The sequence below is a fragment of the Roseibaca sp. Y0-43 genome (assembly GCF_020667835.1).
Lineage (GTDB): Bacteria > Pseudomonadota > Alphaproteobacteria > Rhodobacterales > Rhodobacteraceae > Roseinatronobacter.
This window is the reverse complement of sequence record NZ_JAFMPR010000004.1, coordinates 107,705-125,338: the sequence shown is the minus strand read 5'-3', so window position 1 is coordinate 125,338 and position 17,634 is coordinate 107,705. Positions and strand designations below refer to the sequence as shown.

General features: G+C 61.9%; 19 protein-coding genes. 14 read left to right on the top strand and 5 right to left on the bottom strand.

What is annotated here, in order from left to right; genetic code table 11:
* Positions 1-51 precede the first annotated feature (51 nt).
* From J1C52_RS06415 to J1C52_RS06390, 6 genes are all read left to right on the top strand, one after another.
* On the top strand, positions 52-768 hold the full coding sequence (locus J1C52_RS06415; protein ID WP_227427105.1) for an amino acid ABC transporter permease: 717 nt from the start codon (positions 52-54) through the stop codon (positions 766-768).
* Complete coding sequence (locus J1C52_RS06410) at positions 768-1,424, top strand: amino acid ABC transporter permease (RefSeq protein ID WP_227427104.1); 657 nt, start codon at positions 768-770, stop codon at positions 1,422-1,424. Before J1C52_RS06415 ends, J1C52_RS06410 begins: the two co-directional genes overlap by 1 nt.
* Positions 1,421-2,149 carry an amino acid ABC transporter ATP-binding protein gene (locus tag J1C52_RS06405; RefSeq protein ID WP_227427103.1) on the top strand — a complete coding sequence of 243 codons (729 nt, stop codon included), beginning with the start codon at positions 1,421-1,423 and terminating at the stop codon, positions 2,147-2,149. The genes J1C52_RS06410 and J1C52_RS06405 overlap by 4 nt, the downstream gene beginning before the upstream one ends.
* A gap of 509 nt (positions 2,150-2,658) precedes the next feature.
* Positions 2,659-3,993, top strand: a complete 1,335-nt coding sequence (locus J1C52_RS06400) for an NAD(P)-dependent oxidoreductase (protein WP_227427102.1) — start codon at positions 2,659-2,661, stop codon at positions 3,991-3,993.
* 98 nt (positions 3,994-4,091) lie between these two features.
* Positions 4,092-5,396, top strand: a complete 1,305-nt coding sequence (preA, locus tag J1C52_RS06395; RefSeq protein ID WP_227427101.1) for an NAD-dependent dihydropyrimidine dehydrogenase subunit PreA — start codon at positions 4,092-4,094, stop codon at positions 5,394-5,396.
* 31 nt (positions 5,397-5,427) lie between these two features.
* Positions 5,428-6,273, top strand: a complete 846-nt coding sequence (locus tag J1C52_RS06390) for a DMT family transporter (protein WP_255618399.1) — start codon at positions 5,428-5,430, stop codon at positions 6,271-6,273.
* On the opposite strand, the gene J1C52_RS06385 is transcribed toward J1C52_RS06390, so the two are convergent.
* Positions 6,254-6,871, bottom strand: coding sequence for a TetR family transcriptional regulator C-terminal domain-containing protein (locus J1C52_RS06385; RefSeq protein ID WP_227427099.1), 618 nt, complete (start codon positions 6,869-6,871; stop codon positions 6,254-6,256). The two genes, J1C52_RS06390 and J1C52_RS06385, sit on opposite strands and share 20 nt — an antisense overlap.
* A 187-nt stretch (positions 6,872-7,058) precedes the next feature.
* Between J1C52_RS06385 and J1C52_RS06380 the strand changes: the two genes are divergently transcribed.
* From J1C52_RS06380 to J1C52_RS06345, 8 genes are all read left to right on the top strand, one after another.
* A complete protein-coding gene (locus J1C52_RS06380) occupies positions 7,059-8,306 on the top strand; it encodes a Zn-dependent hydrolase (RefSeq protein WP_227427098.1) in 1,248 nt (415 codons plus the stop codon).
* Positions 8,303-8,716: a hypothetical protein gene (locus J1C52_RS06375; RefSeq protein WP_227427097.1), complete on the top strand. Its 414-nt coding sequence runs from the start codon at positions 8,303-8,305 to the stop codon at positions 8,714-8,716. The genes J1C52_RS06380 and J1C52_RS06375 overlap by 4 nt, the downstream gene beginning before the upstream one ends.
* A 19-nt stretch (positions 8,717-8,735) precedes the next feature.
* Entirely contained in the window at positions 8,736-10,193 is a 1,458-nt protein-coding gene (gene hydA / locus J1C52_RS06370; protein ID WP_227427096.1) for a dihydropyrimidinase, read from the top strand.
* 1 nt (position 10,194) lies between these two features.
* Positions 10,195-10,977, top strand: a complete 783-nt coding sequence (locus tag J1C52_RS06365) for an ABC transporter ATP-binding protein (RefSeq protein WP_227427095.1) — start codon at positions 10,195-10,197, stop codon at positions 10,975-10,977.
* Between the two features lie 95 nt (positions 10,978-11,072).
* On the top strand, positions 11,073-12,005 hold the full coding sequence (locus tag J1C52_RS06360) for an ABC transporter permease (RefSeq protein WP_227427094.1): 933 nt from the start codon (positions 11,073-11,075) through the stop codon (positions 12,003-12,005).
* A complete protein-coding gene (locus tag J1C52_RS06355; RefSeq protein WP_227427093.1) occupies positions 12,002-12,847 on the top strand; it encodes an ABC transporter permease in 846 nt (281 codons plus the stop codon). The genes J1C52_RS06360 and J1C52_RS06355 overlap by 4 nt, the downstream gene beginning before the upstream one ends.
* Positions 12,848-12,874: 27 nt before the next feature.
* Entirely contained in the window at positions 12,875-13,861 is a 987-nt protein-coding gene (locus J1C52_RS06350; RefSeq protein WP_227427092.1) for an ABC transporter substrate-binding protein, read from the top strand.
* 80 nt (positions 13,862-13,941) lie between these two features.
* Entirely contained in the window at positions 13,942-14,592 is a 651-nt protein-coding gene (locus J1C52_RS06345) for an RluA family pseudouridine synthase (RefSeq protein ID WP_227427091.1), read from the top strand.
* A 9-nt stretch (positions 14,593-14,601) separates the two neighbouring features.
* On the opposite strand, the gene J1C52_RS06340 is transcribed toward J1C52_RS06345, so the two are convergent.
* From J1C52_RS06340 to J1C52_RS06325, 4 genes are all read right to left on the bottom strand, one after another.
* Complete coding sequence (locus J1C52_RS06340; RefSeq protein ID WP_227427090.1) at positions 14,602-15,066, bottom strand: YbjN domain-containing protein; 465 nt, start codon at positions 15,064-15,066, stop codon at positions 14,602-14,604.
* A 208-nt stretch (positions 15,067-15,274) separates the two neighbouring features.
* Positions 15,275-15,976 carry a corrinoid protein gene (locus J1C52_RS06335; protein WP_227427089.1) on the bottom strand — a complete coding sequence of 234 codons (702 nt, stop codon included), beginning with the start codon at positions 15,974-15,976 and terminating at the stop codon, positions 15,275-15,277.
* Between the two features lie 144 nt (positions 15,977-16,120).
* Complete coding sequence (gene bmt / locus J1C52_RS06330; RefSeq protein ID WP_227427088.1) at positions 16,121-17,143, bottom strand: betaine--homocysteine S-methyltransferase; 1,023 nt, start codon at positions 17,141-17,143, stop codon at positions 16,121-16,123.
* Between the two features lie 122 nt (positions 17,144-17,265).
* A complete protein-coding gene (locus J1C52_RS06325; RefSeq protein ID WP_227427087.1) occupies positions 17,266-17,577 on the bottom strand; it encodes a DUF1476 domain-containing protein in 312 nt (103 codons plus the stop codon).
* Positions 17,578-17,634 lie beyond the last annotated feature (57 nt).

The following is a 17,634-nucleotide window of genomic DNA, read 5'->3' as shown; positions in this document are numbered from 1 at the left end:
CTTGTCCCCCTTAACCTCCTCCCCTCGTCCCGCGCGCAAGGATCGGCCAAAATGGACTATAATTGGAACTGGGGCGTCCTGTTCACGGATCCCTATCTCGACTGGCTTGTCATGGGCGTGCAATGGACCTTCGCCGTCGCATTGACCGCCTGGGTTCTGGCCCTTATCGTGGGCATCCTTGTCGGCGTCGGCCGCACCCTCCCGTCGCGCCCGATCGCCTTCATTTGCACGGCCTATGTCGAGCTGTTCCGAAACGTGCCGCTTCTTGTGCAGATGTTTCTTTGGTATTTCGTCATGCCCGAACTGGTGCCCGACGACATGGGCCGGTGGATCAAGCGTGACATGCCCAACCCGGAATATGTCACGGCCGTCATCGCGTTGGGCCTTTACACGGCCAGCCGGGTTGCAGAGCAGGTGCGCGCCGGCATCAGCGCCGTCGGACAAGGGCTGACGAACGCGTCTTATGCCAACGGGTTCTCGGTCGCGCAGACCTATCGCTACATTCTGCTACCCATCTCTTTCCGGTTGATCGTTCCGCCAATGACATCTGAGTTCCTGACAATCTTCAAGAATTCGTCCCTGGCGCTGACAATCGGGCTTTTGGAACTGACAGCGCAAAGCCAGCAGATCGCCGAATACACGTTCAACGGGTTCGAAGCCTATACGGCCGCGACCGTCATCTATGTCTGCATCGCGCTCTTGGCCACGATCATCATGCAGGTCGCTGAGCGCTACACCCGCATTCCCGGCTATATGGGGTCGCGATAATGTCGGATTTCGATTTCGCAGTCATCGCCAACAATCTGCCCTTCCTGATGGAAGGTTTGCAGCTGTCCCTTTGGCTTACCTTCCTTGCCATGATGGGGGGCATTGTGCTTGGCACATTGCTGGCCCTGATGCGCTTGTCGGGCATCCTGCCGCTGTCGCTGTTCGCGGCGACCTATGTGAACCTGATCCGCTCCGTTCCGCTGATCCTTGTGATCTTCTGGTTCTATTTCCTTGTGCCCCTGGCTTTGGGCCGCCCGATCGGCAATTTCTACTCCGCCCTGATTGCGTTCACCCTGTTCGAGGCGGCCTATTTCTCGGAAATCATCCGGGCCGGCATCCAGTCCGTGCGCAAAGGACAGGCGCAGGCAGGTCAGGCAAGCGGGCTGAACTATTGGCAGATACAGCGTTACATCGTGCTGCCCCAAGCCTTTCGCAATATGATCCCGATCCTTGTGACGCAGGGCATCATCCTGTTCCAGGATACCAGCCTTGTGTTCGTCGTCTCGCTGCGGGACTTCATGACCGTCTCGTCCATCGTCGCGCGCACGGAAGGGCGCCTTGTCGAAATGTATATCTTCGCCGCCATCGTCTATTTCGTGATCTGTTTCGCAGGATCGCTTTTCGTGCGGCGCCTTCAGAAAGCAAAAACAGCATGATCGAGATAGAAAACCTCTCTAAATGGTATGGCGACTTTCAGGTGCTGACCGATTGCAGCACCAAGGTTGCGAAGGGCGAGGTCGTCGTGGTCTGCGGGCCGTCCGGGTCCGGGAAATCGACGCTCATCAAATGCGTGAACGGGTTGGAGCCCGCGCAGAAGGGCAGCATCTTGGTGGATGGCACCGAGGTCACGGCGCGCGGGGCCGACCTGACCAAGCTGCGGGCGCGGATCGGCATGGTCTTTCAGCATTTCGAGCTTTACCCGCACATGACGGTTCGGGAAAACCTATGCCTTGCCCAGCAGAAAGTGCTCGATCGCAGCCGGGACGAGGCCGTCGCCAAAGCGGAAACGCTTCTGAACCGGGTCGGCCTTACACAACATATCGACAAGCACCCCGGTGCCTTGTCCGGCGGTCAACAGCAACGGGTCGCCATCTCTCGGGCGCTGGCGATGGACCCGATTGCAATGCTCTTCGATGAACCGACATCGGCCTTGGACCCCGAAATGATTAACGAAGTGCTGGATGTCATGGTGGAACTGGCCAGCGACGGCATGACGATGATGGTGGTCACGCATGAAATGGGCTTCGCCCGGAAAGTGGCCGATCGCGTGGTTTTCATGGATGCGGGCGCAATCGTCGAAGATCGACCTACGGAGCAGTTTTTCAGCGCGCCGGAAAGCGACCGTGCAAAAGACTTCCTGAGCAAGATCCTGAACCACTGAAAACCCCTGTTCCGAAACGCATTCGCAATCGGGCCAAGAGCCAAGTTCACGAATGCTCGCCCTTCGGCTAGCCCAGCGCCAGCGCTCCGGCGTTCCTGACGGGGACAAGGCTGCTTTGGGCGGGGTCAAATCTCTTTTAAAGAGATTTGCAAATTCCTTTGAAGGAATTTGACGGCCCGCGCGCCGCGCAGCGGCCAAGAGTTGCCCGATGTCCCTCTGACGCTCGACTTGGCCAAATTGCATGGCCGAAATCACGGGGCGACGCGGATCAGAGCGCGCCGAAACTGCAAAACTGCACAAATTGCAGGCAGGACAGACTTGGCCCGCCAAATTTGCATCTCCAGACGCTCACAGCCCAAAAACCCCTTTCAGGATAAACCCTTACGGGTCGCGCGCGCGCAAAACGCCCTATCATGCGATCATGGTTTTTTGCATCCAGAATTTTTTACCATCTGGTCAGAATTCTAGAAGTGTGCTGCATTATGTGCAGTAGCCAACGGGAATCAGCCATGACCACACCGCAGCGAAGCGACGGCCTGAAGCCAGCACGCTTAGACCCCGCAACCCTGAAGCAGAACTTCCGCGACGCCTATCCGCCACTGGACGCGCATGAGGCGACGGTTGCCGCCGACCGGTGCTATTTCTGCCATGACGCGCCTTGCATCACCGCCTGCCCGACCGAAATCGACATTCCGCTCTTCATTCGGCAGATCGCGACAGGCACGCCAGAGGCTGCGGCGCGCACGATCCTGAGCCAGAATATCCTCGGCGGTATGTGCGCGCGGGTCTGCCCGACCGAAACGCTGTGCGAACAGGCTTGTGTGCGTGAAGCCGCAGAGGGCAAGCCGGTCGAAATCGGGCAATTGCAGCGCTTTGCCACCGACACGCTGATGGCAGCGGGCACCCACCCGTTCACCCGCGCGGCCAGCACCGGCAAGCGTGTGGCCGTGGTCGGCGCCGGTCCGGCGGGCTTGGCTTGCGCGCACAGGCTGGCGATGCACGGGCATGATGTCGTGATTTTCGAAGCCCGGCCCAAGGCCGGTGGCCTGAACGAATACGGCATCGCCGCCTACAAGGCCGCCGATGATTTCGCCCAGCGCGAACTGGAGTGGCTGTTGCAGATCGGCGGGATCGAGATTCGTCACGGCGAGAAGCTGGGCGCGCAGATAAGTCTTGCGACGTTGCAGGCCGAGTATGACGCCGTTTTCCTTGGCATGGGCCTTGGCGGGGTGAACGCGCTCGGCATTCCGGGCGAAGACAAGGATCATGCCGAGGATGCGGTCGATTTCATTGCCGAGCTGAGGCAGGCCGAGGATTTGGCCGCCCTGCCCATCGGGCGGCGCGTGGTTGTCATCGGCGGCGGCATGACCGCGATCGACGCAGGCGTGCAGGCCAAGCTTCTGGGTGCCGAAGAGGTGACTATCGTCTATCGGCGCGGGCAGGACGCGATGTCCGCCTCGGGGCATGAACAAGAACATGCGCAGCACAAGGGCGTGCGCCTGATCTGCAATGCCGCGCCCGTGGGGATAGAGGGCAATGGCAGCCTGACCGGTGTCACCTTTGCCTATACAGAAACCCGCGACGGCAAGCTGGTGGTCACGGATGATACTTTCACCCTGCCCGCCGGCCAGGTGTTCAAGGCCATCGGCCAGACGCTGAGCGGTGCGCCCGATGGCCTGACGCTGGAGCGGGGCAAGATCGCCGTTTCCGACAGTGGCGCGACCTCTGTCGCCGGGGTTTGGGCCGGCGGCGATTGTGCCACGGGCGGCGATGATCTGACTGTCACGGCTGTGGCCGAAGGCCGCGACGCCGCCGAAGACATTCACCGCACGCTCATGGCGTGACACCCGTTCCGGGCTTGACCCGGGAACTCTTGGACCACACGGCCCCGGATCAGGTCCGGGGCGCGCAGCGCGAAAACCACAGGTAGGGAGTTGCCGCCATGGCTGACCTGACGACAGACTTTCTGGGCATCAAAAGCCCCAACCCGTTCTGGCTGGCTTCTGCCCCGCCGACCGACAAGGAATACAATGTCCGCCGCGCCTTCGAGGCCGGCTGGGGCGGCGTTGTCTGGAAAACGCTCGGTGCCGAAGGCCCGCCCGTCGTCAACGTGAACGGCCCGCGCTACGGCGCGATCTGGGGCGCGGATCGCCGTCTGCTGGGATTGAACAACATCGAACTTATTACCGACCGGCCGCTGGAAACCAACCTAGAGGAAATCGCCCGCGTCAAGGCCGATTACCCCGACCGGGCGATGATCGTGTCGATCATGGTGCCCTGCGACGAGGAATCGTGGAAAGCCATCCTGTCGCGCGTGGCAGAGACCGGCGCCGACGGGATCGAGCTGAATTTCGGCTGTCCGCATGGCATGAGCGAGCGCGGCATGGGCGCGGCTGTGGGCCAAGTGCCCGAATATGTCGAAATGGTCACGCGTTGGTGCAAGATGTATTACGACAAGCCCGTGATCGTGAAGTTGACGCCCAATATCGCCGATATTCGGGTGCCCGCACGCGCGGCCAAGAATGGCGGTGCGGATGCCGTCTCGCTTATCAACACGATCAATTCCATCACCTCGGTCAATCTGGACGCCATGAGCCCGGAGCCGATGATCGACGGTCGCGGCACGCATGGCGGCTATTGCGGCCCTGCGGTCAAACCCATCGCGCTGAACATGGTGGCCGAAATCGCGCGCGACCCGGCGACTGCGGGCCTGCCCATTTCCGGCATCGGTGGCGTGACCACATGGCGCGATGCCGCTGAATTCATGGCGCTTGGCGCGGGCAATGTGCAGGTCTGCACCGCCGCCATGACCTATGGGTTCAAGATCGTGCAGGAAATGATCTCTGGCCTCAGCCAATGGATGGATGAGAAAGGCTACAAATCGACCAGCGATTTCGTGGGCCGCGCCGTGCCGAATGTCACGGATTGGCAATACCTGAACCTCAACCACATCACCAAGGCGCGCATCAACCCGGATCTGTGCATCAAATGCGGGCGCTGTTATGCCGCCTGCGAAGACACCTCGCATCAGGCGATTTCCATGTCGCCCGACCGCGTCTTCGAGGTGCAGGATGACGAATGCGTCGCCTGCAACCTATGTGTCAATGTCTGCCCGGTGGAAGACTGCATCACCATGGAAACACTTGCCCCCGGCCAGACCGATGAACGCACGGGCAAGGTGGTGGAAGAGGCCTATGCCAACTGGACAACCCACCCCAACAACCCGATGGCCAAGGCGGCTGAATAGATTGACAGCTGACAGGCAAGGCCATGCGGCGATGCTGCTTTTCTCGGCCTTGGTCTCGCTCAGCTTTTCCTTCGGCCACCTTGTCGCGGGCGATATAGACCCCGGCGTGCTGATGGCGCTGCGTTTCGCGCTGGCCGCGGTCGTGTTGGGGGCGGTGCTGGTATGGATGGGGGTGCGCCCGGTCTGGGCGCGCTTCTGGCGCTTCGCACTGGTGGGTGCGTTGATGGCCCTCTATTTCATCACCATGTTCGAGGCACTGGCGCGCACCAGCGCCGTGTCCACCTCTGCCGTGTTTACCCTGACGCCCCTGATGGCCGCGGGCTATGGCTGGCTGCTCCTGCACCAGCGCACAGGCGCTTGGGTTCTGTCGGCCCTGCTGATCGGGGCGCTGGGGGCGACCTGGGTCATCTTCCGCGCCAACCTTGCGGCGCTCTTGCGATTCGAGATCGGCACCGGAGAGGCGATTTTCGTCTTGGGCGCGCTGGCCCATGCCGCCGTCCCGGCCGTGCTGCGTCGCTTTTGCCAAGATGTGACGCCCCTGCAATCCGCTTTCGCTACCACTTTGGGGGCGCTGGTCGTGACATGTGCCTATGCCGCGCCCGAGGCTTTGGGAACGCCCTTCATGGACCTGCCCGCGCGCCTGTGGTGGGTCTTGGCGTATCTGGCCATCGTGACGACGGCGCTCACCTTCTTCCTGTTGCAATATGCATCCAGCCGCCTGCCGCCCGCCAAGGTCATGGCCTATACCTACCTGGTCCCGTCATGGGTGGTCTTGTGGGACATCAGCATCGGGCGCTGGCCCAACGCGTTGATCCTGCTGGGAATCGCCGCCACGCTCGCGGCGCTTCTCATGCTGCTCAGGGCCGAAGCGCCCTGACAAAGAACTCTGTCAGGAAGGCATCCGCCTCGTCGTAAAGGCCCGGCTTGCGCTCTTCGCCCAACACCGCTTCGACCTGGATGTCGAAATCGGCGTAGTGCTGCGTCATCGCCCAGATTGAAAAAATCAGGTGATGCGGATCGACCCGCGCGATCTTTCCTTCGGCGCTCCAGCCCGCGATGAGGGCCGCCTTTTCATCGACCAGCGCCTTCAACTCGCCCGAAAGCTGCGGGCGCATCCGTGGGGCACCGTGCAGGATCTCTGTCGCGAACATCTTCGATTCGCGCGGCATGTCCTGGCTCATCCGCAGCTTGCGGCGCATATAGGTCAGGATCGCGGCCAAAGGGTCGGCATCTTCGGACAGGTCACGCAGGGGCTGCACCCAGACATCGAGCAGGCTTTGCAGCAATTCTGTATAGATGGCGTCCTTGCTGCCGAAGTAATAGACGACATGCGGCTTCGACATGCCCGCCTTCTCGGCGATCTTTTCCAAGGTCGCACCGCGCAGCCCATCCTCGGAGAAGGCATCCAGCGCCGCGGCCAGAATGATCTCGCGCTTCTCGCGTTGAATCCGCGTCGCTTTTCTGGGGCTGTCCATCTGCACTGCTCGCCTTTCCCGGTTATGCTGCACAAGGCGCGGGCAGGATTCAACTGTTCCGCGCAGCTTGCGATGTTTTTCTGTCCATTTGGTCAAAAATTGTTGACCAAGGGCCAAGTGCTGGCCCACGCTCTGCCCAGCCAGTGACGCCGCAAGGCGGATTCTCAGTTGCCAAGAAGGACATGACATGCGCAACGCCGAAAATTTCCGCATCGACCCCGACAGGCTTTGGGACAGCTTGATGGAGATGGCCAAGATCGGCCCCGGCGTGGCGGGCGGCAACAACCGCCAGACCCTGACCGATGCCGATGCCGAGGGCCGCGCCCTGTTCCAGCGCTGGTGCGAAGATGCGGGCATGAGCATGGGCGTGGACACGATGGGCAACATGTTCGCCACCCGCGCAGGCCAAGACCCCGATGCGCTGCCGGTCTATATGGGCAGCCACCTGGATACACAGCCCACGGGCGGCAAGTATGACGGCGTCCTCGGCGTGTTGGGCGGTCTGGAAGTGGTGCGCACGCTGAACGATCTGGACATCAAGACCAAGCATCCCATCGTGGTGGTGAACTGGACCAATGAAGAGGGCACACGCTTTGCGCCTGCCATGCTGTCCTCTGGCGTCTTTACCGGGCGGCACACGCAGGATTGGGCGTATGACCGGGTCGATGCTGAAGGCAAACGCTTCGGGGACGAGTTGAAGCGCATCGGCTGGGTGGGTGATGAGCCGGTCGGCGCGCGCAAGATGCACGCCATGTTCGAGTTGCATATCGAACAAGGCCCGATCCTAGAGGCCGAGGGCAAGGATGTGGGCGTCGTCACCCACGGGCAAGGGCTGCGCTGGATCGAATGCACGGTGACGGGCAAGGAATCGCACACCGGCTCCACCCCCATGCATATGCGCAAGAACGCAGGCCGCGGGCTGGCGCTGGTGACGGAACTGGTGCACGAGATCGCGATGAAGAACCAGCCGAACGCGGTGGGTGCCATCGGGCATATCGACGTCTATCCAAACTCGCGCAACATCATCCCCGGCCGCGTCGTCTTCACGGTCGATATGCGCACGCATCTGCTGGACAAGCTGAACGCAATGGTCGCGGAATTCATGGAACGCGCACCCAGGCTTTGCGAAGAGATCGGCGTCAGTTTTGAGAGCCACATCGTCGGCCAATTCGACCCGCCCGCCTTTGACGAGGGGTGCGTGAAGGCCGTGCGCGATGCGGCGGAAGAACTGGGCTATAGCTACATGGATATCGTGTCGGGCGCGGGGCATGACGCGTGCTGGATCAATGATGTGGCCCCAACGGCGATGATAATGACCCCGTGCGTGGATGGCCTGTCGCATAACGAGGCGGAAGAGATCACCAAGGACTGGGCCAAGGCAGGCGCGGATGTGCTGCTGCACGCGGTGCTGAACACGGCGGAGATTGTGGAATGAGCGTTGGGACCGACACAATCGTTGAGTGGCTCGCGCAATTCAACAGCGAGGATGGTGAACTGATAACCGCCTACAGGGCCAAAGCGCTTGAGGTTGTAAAACAACAGGCACTTGCCGACGAACGCATAACCAAGCAAGTGATATTCGTTCCTGTTTTGAGAGACGACAATCCCGATCTCATCTCGGATAGTGATTACTTTGAAATCGTGAACGCGGCCAATGATGGCCAGATCGCACGCATCGAACGAATGTCGGAAGATGAGTTATCCGCTGCTCTCAATCGCTATGACAAGGCGGACGGGTGCCCTTCTCGGTGTTACCTCGTGATCTATGCAAACGGAAGAACCCAATGCGAATGCCTCGCGGGTGCGTCAGGCAGAGGCACAATACGCGTTTGCACAATGCAATAAGTGGAAAAGGAGGCACCGCATGACCACCACAGTCATCAAGAACGGCACCATCGTCACGCATGACCTGACCTACAAGGCCGATGTGCTGATCGAGGGCGGCAAGATAGTCGAAATCGGCCCGAACCTGAAAGGCGACACTGAGCTTGACGCCACGGGCGCCTATGTCATGCCCGGCGGCATTGACCCGCATGTACATCTGGAAATGCCCTTCATGGGCACCTATTCCAGCGACGATTTCGAATCCGGCACGCGCGCGGCCCTTGCGGGCGGCACCACGATGGTGGTGGATTTCTGCCTGCCGAACCAAGGCGAAAGCCTGCTCGACGCGATCAAGCGTTGGGACAACAAATCCACCCGCGCGAATTGCGATTACTCCTTCCACATGGCGGTCACATGGTGGGGCGAGCAGGTGTTCAACGACATGAAAACCGTGATCGAAGAGCGCGGCATCAACACCTTCAAGCATTTCCTTGCCTACAAGGGTGCGCTGATGGTGAATGACGACGAACTCTATTCATCCTTCAACCGCTTGGCGGAACTTGGCGGCATTGCCATGGTCCATGCCGAGAATGGCGATGTGATCGCGGAGCTGTCGGCGAAACTTCTGGCCGCCGGCAATACCGGCCCCGAAGCCCATGCCTATTCCCGGCCCTCTCAGGTCGAGGGCGAGGCCACCAACCGCGCCATCATGATCGCCGATATGGCGGGGGTTCCGTTGTATGTCGTGCACACCTCCTGCGAGGAAGCGCATGAAGCGATCCGCCGCGCCCGCGCCCAAGGCAAGCGTGTCTGGGGCGAGCCGCTGATCCAGCACCTGACGCTCGATGACAGCGAATACTCCCATCCCGACTGGGACCATGCCGCCCGCCGTGTCATGTCGCCGCCCTTCCGCAACAAGCAGCATCAGGACAGCCTTTGGGCGGGCTTGCAATCGGGGTCGCTGTCGGTCGTGGCGACAGACCATTGCGCTTTTACCACCGAGCAGAAGCGCTACGGCGTGGGCGATTTCACCAAGATCCCGAACGGCACCGGCGGCCTTGAAGATCGGATGCCCATGCTCTGGACCCATGGCGTCGAAACAGGCCGGCTGACGATGAACGAATTCGTCGCCGTCACCTCGACCAATATCGCCAAGATCCTCAACTGCTACCCGCGCAAAGGGGCCATCCTTGTGGGCGCGGATGCCGATATCGTGGTCTGGGATCCGGCCAAGACCAAGACGATCAGCGCCGCCAGCCAGCAATCGGCCATTGATTATAACGTGTTCGAGGGCAAGGAAGTGAAAGGCCTGCCGCGCTTCACGCTGACCCGCGGGCAAGTGGCCATCCATGACGGCGAGGTGCGCACCCAAGAGGGCCATGGTCAATTCATCAAGCGCCCCGGAAATGGCGTGACGAACCAAGCGCTGAGCACGTGGAAAGACCTGACCGCCCCGCGCCCGGTGCAGCGCACGGGCATTCCGGCGACGGGGGTCTGACTTGGTGCAAGACCCTGTAATCCAGGCCCAGAACCTGAGCCTGACCTTCCAGACCAACGATGGCCCGGTCCACGCGCTGAAAGACGTGGACCTGACCATCGAGAAGGGCGATTTCGTGTCCTTCATCGGCCCGTCCGGCTGCGGCAAGACGACCTTTCTGCGCTGCATCGCGGCCTTGGAAAAGCCCACGGCGGGCAGCTTGACCGTGAACGGCCTGACCCCGGAAGAGGCGCGGCGCAACCGTGCCTATGGCTATGTGTTCCAGCATGCAGGCCTTTACCCGTGGCGCACCATCGGCGGCAATATTCGCCTGCCGCTGGAGATCATGGGCTACGCGAAATCGGACATGGCCGACCGGGTGCAGCACGTGTTGAAGCTGGTCGATCTGGAAGGGTTCGAGAAGAAATTCCCGTGGCAGCTCTCGGGCGGGATGCAGCAGCGCGCCTCTATCGCGCGGGCATTGGCCTTTGATGCCGATATCTTGCTGATGGACGAACCCTTCGGCGCACTCGACGAAATCGTGCGCGACCATCTGAACGAACAGCTTCTGAAATTATGGGCCAAAACCGGCAAGACGGTGGGGTTTGTGACGCATTCCATCCCCGAGGCGGTGTATCTTTCGACCAAGATCGTGGTGATGAGCCCGCGACCGGGGCGGATTACCGATGTCATTGAAAGCACCCTGCCTCGCGAGCGGCCGCTCGATTTGCGGGAAACGCCGGAATTCCTGGCGCTGTCGCACCGGGTGCGCGAAGGGCTGCGGGCGGGGCATAGCTATGACTAAGGGCGAAGCACCCCGCGCCCCGGACCTGATCCGGGGCCGCTGGCCGGCCGCGCCGACGGCAAGGCCCCGGATCAAGTCCGGGGCGGGTGTCGCCGATGCGTAACCTTTTGCCCATATTGACTGTTTTGGGCGGCATCGTGCTGCTGTGGTATCTGGCCGTCGCGCCCATGAATATCCGCGTGGCACTTGACCAAGCAGAGCGCGCGGGCTCCACGATCACGCCCGAGGGTTCGGTCGAACGGCGGTCCGTATCGGTCTTTCGCCTGATGGCCGACAATTCCGAGCATGTACGCGCGGCCTATGCCTTGGACCGCCCACGCCTGCCCACGCCTGCGCAAGTGGGTGCAGAGCTTTGGAAAACCACAGGCGACATGGCCTTGAAAGGCCGCGCTTTTTCCAATCGCTCGCTGATCTATCACGCGTGGATCACGCTGCAATCCACGCTCTGGGGCTTTGCCTTGGGCATGGCGGTCGGCATCCTTGGCGCGGTTGCGATTGTCTATAGCCGCGTGGCGGATATGAGCCTGATGCCTTGGGCGATCATCAGCCAGACCATTCCCATCGTGGCGCTGGCGCCGATGATTATCGTCGTCTCGTCGCAACTGGGTATCGAGGGGCGCGGCGTGCCGAAGGCGATCATCTCGGCCTATCTTTGCTTCTTCCCGGTGCTGGTGGGTATGGTCAAAGGGCTGCGAGCGCCCGACCCCAGCCAGTTAGACCTGTTGAAAACCTATGACGCAAGCGGGCTGCAAAGCTTCCTGAAGCTGCGGTTGCCCGCGTCGCTGCCGTTCCTGTTCACTTCGCTGAAAATCGGCATTGCAGCGGCGCTCGTGGGCACCATCGTGGGTGAGTTGCCAACGGGGGCCGTGTCGGGCCTAGGCGCGCGCATCCTGATCGGCGACCAGTTCGGCGCGCCGTTGGCCATCTGGTCCGCGCTTTTTGCCGCCGCCATCCTTGCGGGCCTTCTGGTCACGCTTCTGGACCTGACCCAGCGCGTGGCGCTTGGCCGGATGGAGGGGCGCGCATGATGGCCCTTGTCGCAAGCCTTGGTTTCTGGATCGCGGCATGGGGTGCGAATATATGGCTGGCCAATTCGCGCTGGCGCAGCACGGGGCTGGTGCGCCTGACGGTGCCGCTGTTGTTCGGTGTCACCCTTCTGGTGCTCTGGGAGGGGATCGTGCGGGGGCTGGAGGTCAGCCAGGTCATCTTGCCCGCCCCGAGCCTTGTGGCCCAGACCTTCGCCGCCTCGCTCGACATTCTCTGGACGGATTTCGTGCAAACCGTGGTGAAAGGCGCGTTTCGCGGGTTCCTCATCGGGGCAGCGGCGGCGTTCCTTTGCGCGATTGCCATCGACCGCTCGGGCTTTCTGACGCGCGGCTTGCTGCCCATCGGCAATTTCTTCGCCGCGCTGCCCATCGTGGGGGTCGCGCCCATCATGGTCAACTGGTTCGGTTTCGACTGGCAATCCAAGGCGGCTGTCGTGGTGGTGATGGTGTTCTTCCCCATCCTTGTGAACACGGTGCAAGGGTTGAAGGCCACCGATTCCATGCAGCGCGACCTGATGCGCACCTATGCCGCAAGCTACGCGCAAACCCTGTTCAAACTGCGCCTGCCCGCCGCGATGCCCTTTGTCTTCAACGGGTTGAAAATTGCCACCACGCTGGCACTGATCGGCGCTATAGTTGCTGAATATTTCGGCTCTCCCACGCGCGGGATGGGTTTTCGCATCTCGACCGCCGTGGGCAGCTTGTCGATAGACTTGGTTTGGGCTGAAATTGCCGTGGCAGCGATGGTCGGCACCAGCGCATACGGCCTGATAGCCTGGATCGAACGGCGGGTGACATTCTGGCACCCATCGCACCGCAAATAAGACCACCAACCAACACGGGGGAAGACCATGAAACTGAAGACGACATTCACCGCAGCGGCCCTGTCGCTGGCCGCCAGCACGGCGTTTGCTGCCGATGACGTGACCTTGCAACTGAAATGGGTCACGCAGGCGCAATTCGCAGGCTACTATGTGGCGCTGGAAAACGGCTATTACAGCGAAGAAGACCTGAACGTCACCATCCTGCCCGGCGGCCCCGACATCGCGCCCACGCAGGTGCTGGCCGGTGGCGGTGCCGATGTGACCGTGGAATGGATGCCCGCGGCATTGGCCGCGCGCGAGAAAGGCCTGCCCATGGTCAATATCGCGCAGCCCTTCAAATCGTCGGGCATGATGCTGACCTGCCGCAAGGATGCGGGCATTGAGACCACCGAGGACTTCACTGGCAAAACGCTGGGCGTGTGGTTCTTCGGCAATGAATTCCCCTTCCTCAGCTGGATGAGCCAGCTCGGCATTCCCACCGAGGGCGGCGAAAACGGGGTCGAGGTTCTGCGCCAAGGCTTCAACGTGGACCCGCTTTTGAACGGTCAGGCGGCCTGCATTTCGACCATGACCTACAACGAATACTGGCAGGTCATCGACGGCGGCCTGACGCCCGAGGATCTGGTCACGTTCAAATACGAGGACCAGGGCGTCGCCACGCTGGAAGACGGCCTCTATGTGCTGGAAGAGAACCTGTCCGACCCGGCCTTTGTCGACAAGATGACCCGCTTCGTGCGCGCATCCATGCGCGGCTGGAAATGGGCCGAGGAAAACCCCGAAGACGCCGCCATGATCGTTCTGGAATACGACCAGACCGGCGCGCAGACCGAAGCGCATCAGATCCGCATGATGGGCGAAGTGGCGCTGCTGACCGCAGGCTCGAACGGCGCGCTGGACCCGGCCGATTACGAGCGCACGGTCGCCTCGCTTCTGGCGGGCGGCTCTGACCCGGTCATCACCCGCGAACCCGAAGGGGCATGGACCCATGCCATCACCGACGCGGCATTGAACTAAAGCCATCAGGGCGGGGGAAACCCCGCCCTTTTGCCAAGCACGCCCTTGCGCCGCGCCTTTGCATCCGGCACATCCCGCGCATGGACAACGCTGCCTATAATCCCCCGCAAGACGATCTTGTGATCCTGCACGAGGATCACGAATTGCTGTTTCTGGACAAACCGGCGGGGCTTTTGTCGGTCCCCGGTCGCGGCCCGCATCTGGCGGATTGCCTGATCGCGCGGGTTCAGGCGGTGTTTCCCGAAGCTCTGCTGGTGCATCGTCTGGACCGCGACACCTCGGGCGTGATCGTCTTCGCGCGCTCGCCCATGGCCCAGCGCCATCTGGGCCTGCAGTTCGAGAACCGCCAAACCCGCAAGCAATATGTCGCCCGTGTCTGGGGGCAGGTTGCCGAGAAAAGCGGGCGCATCGACCTGCCCCTGACGGTCGATTGGCCGAACCGCCCGCGCCAGATGGTTTGCCATGACACGGGGCGTCCTGCACAAACCGACTGGGCCTTGTTGCGGCACGAAGATACCGGCTCGCGCCTACGCCTGTCCCCCGTAACGGGCCGCAGCCACCAGTTGCGCGTGCATATGCTGGCCATGGGCCACCCTATCTTGGGCGATCCGTTCTATGCCGAAGGGGCGGCACGCGATTTTCCGCGCCTGATGCTGCACGCGCGCGAATTGCGCCTGCGCCATCCCGATGGCGGGCGCGGCCTGACAGTGACCGCGCCGGTGCCGTTCTAGGCCGCGTTGTTAGTCGAGGTAATCCTCGAAATTGTCGAGAACGACGCGCCACCAGTCGAATGTGTCGTCCAAATTGGCGCGACTGACACCACCAAACAGATTCACATCCCATTGGATGACCGGGTCATAATCGGCATCCATATGCGCCTTGCCGAACCGGTTGTCTCGGTTCCACGCGTGCAGATCCTGCTCGCTGGTGCGGCCATTGTTGACCCAGGCCGCCTGAAACTGGATCGTGGTGCAGTTGCGGCCATTGTCGCAGCCGTAGAACAGAACGAGGTATTGCACCCCGTCCATACGTCCGCGCAGCATGGGGTCGCCGACGGCGTCGGTCGTGACCTCGACCGCACCGTAGCCGCGCGCAATCTCGGCAATGGCGGCGGGGTCGCTCGCATCCAACAGGCTTTGGGCCATGCCGGTCGATGGCAGCGCGCCAAGGCACGCCACAGCGCATAGTTTCATGAAATTGGTCATCGGTCCCTCCGGCTTTGTCTTTTGCAACAGTTTGCACGGACAAGGCCGAAAAACCCAGCGCGGAATTGCCAGAATTTGCCCTTACGGTAAAAAAACGAGGCAAAACCATAGGCTACGAGAGCCCAAGCTTCGGACGCAAGCGAACGTGCCCCGGACTTGATCCGGGGCCTCGCCGTCAACCACGGTTTCGCGGGGATGTGCGCAGCGCTCAGCCCGCCGACATCTGGTTATGCTTGCGCGCGACCAGCGCCTTCGCCGTCTCGACAGCGACGGCGGCATCGCGGCAATAGGCGTCCGCACCGATGGCGCGACCGAATTCCTCGTTCAGCGGCGCGCCACCGACCAGAACGATATAGTCGTCGCGCAGCCCCTTGGCGGCCATCGTGTCGATCACGACCTTCATATAGGGCATCGTGGTGGTCAAAAGTGCCGACATGCCCAGAATATCGGGCTGTTCACGCTCCAGCGCTTCCAGATACGCCTCGACCGCGTTGTTGATGCCCAGATCGACCACTTCGAAACCCGCGCCTTCCATCATCATCGACACAAGGTTCTTGCCGATGTCATGGATGTCGCCCTTCACCGTGCCGATCACCATCTTGCCCATGCGCGGCGCGCCGGTTTCCACCAGCAGCGGCTTCAGGATGGCCATGCCGCCCTTCATCGCATTCGCGGCCAGCAGCACTTCGGGCACGAACAGGATACCGTCGCGGAAATCATGGCCCACGATGGTCATGCCCGCGACCAGCGCCTTGGTCAGGATATCGTAAGGGGTCCAGCCGCGGTCCAGCAGGATACGGACGGCTTCTTCGATTTCTTCGCGCAAGCCATCATACAGATCATCCATCATCTGCTCGACAAGCTCGTCGTCGGACAGGTCGGCCAGGATGATTTCGTCGTCGTCAGACATTCACGTTGCCCTTCAAGGTGACACGCCGACAGGCGCGTCGGAAATAAACATGATCGAGCATTCGGACATTTTGCACCGCCCCACGCGTCCATTTGCGACATGGGCGCGGGGCTTGGCGACCAATCGGCGCGGCACGGCGGCGGCTTATGCGTCGCGGCGGCGGCGGTTGCCCCGGCGCGCGGGCGCTTCGCCGCTATCGCCTTCGGTGCCATCGACCGCCGACGAAAACCCGCCGATCCGGGTCTTGATCGTCTCCAGATCAGGGCGCGGGCCGGGCGCGCGCGTCTCCAGCGCCTCGCGCATGGCGCGCAGATGCACGGGCATGGTGCCACAGCACCCGCCGATGATGCGCGCGCCCGCGTCGCGCGCCAGCACGGCGTAATCCGCCATCAGCTCTGGCGTGCCGTCGTAATGGATATGCCCATGCACATATTTCGGGATGCCGGCATTCCCCTTGGCGATGATCGGCAGGCTTGCGCCAGCCTCGACAAAACCCAAAACCGTGCGCAACAGGTCCGACGCGCCCACCCCGCAATTCGCACCAAAAGCGAGCGGTTTGTGTCTCAGTTTGTCGACCATCTGCACCATCGCTGCCGATGTCAGCCCCATCATGGTGCGCCCGGCGGTGTCGAAACTCATCGTGCCGCACCATGGCATTCCGGCCAGGGCGGCGGCCTCTGCGGCGGCCTTGTATTCCTCGGGCGCCGAAATCGTTTCCACCCAAAGCACATCCGCCCCGCCCGCTTTCTGCCCTTCGGCCTGTTCGTGGAACATCTCGACCGCCAGCGCATGGGTCAGGCTGCCCATAGGCGCCATGATCTCGCCCGTTGGACCAATGGACCCGGCCACGATCACCTTGCGCCCGCTGGCATCTGCGACCTCGCGACCCAGTTCTGCGCCCAGACGGTTCAATTCATGGACCCGCGCTTCGGCATTGTGCAGCTTCAGGCGGCTGGCATTGCCGCCGAAAGTGTTGGTCAGGAACAGGTCGGACCCGGCCTCGACCGCGCCGCGATAGAGCGCGCGAATCTTGTCCGGCTGATCCGCGTTCCACAATTCGGGCGCATCGCCCGATTGCAGGCCCATGTTGAACAGGTTGGTGCCGGTCGCGCCATCGGCCAGCAGCCAGTCGCGGGTTGCCAGAAGATCGCTCAGCGCATCGCTCATGGGTCAGGTCCAATCAAGAAAGAGGGGCGGCTGGCCCCTCTTGTCAGGCGCCCGGTTGAGGGCGCGCATAGCGCAAAGGCCGCGCACAGATCAAATGCAATCTGAACGGCGTGCCGGTTGGTTTAGCCCTCGGCCAGCTCTGCCTTGGCCTCGGTCAGCAATTCGGCCATCTTCGCGCGGATCGTCGCTTCGTCGGCTTTGCCGTCCAGATCGGCGGCGACCTTGCGGAACACGTCCTCGTGGCCCTCTTCCTCGAAATCCGAGCGGATCACTTCCATCGCGTAGCTTTCCGCATCCGCGCCGGTCTTTCCCAGCAGGTCTGCCGCCCAAAGGCCCAGCTTCTTGTTGCGGCGCGCGAAAGCCTTGAACTGCATTTCCGCGTCATGGGCGAATTTGTTTTCGAATGCGCGCTCGCGGTCGTTGAAGGTGGACATGGCTGGTCCTCGTCGGTTTGTGTGGCGTTGGATACCATATGCCCCCTAGGGCGCAAC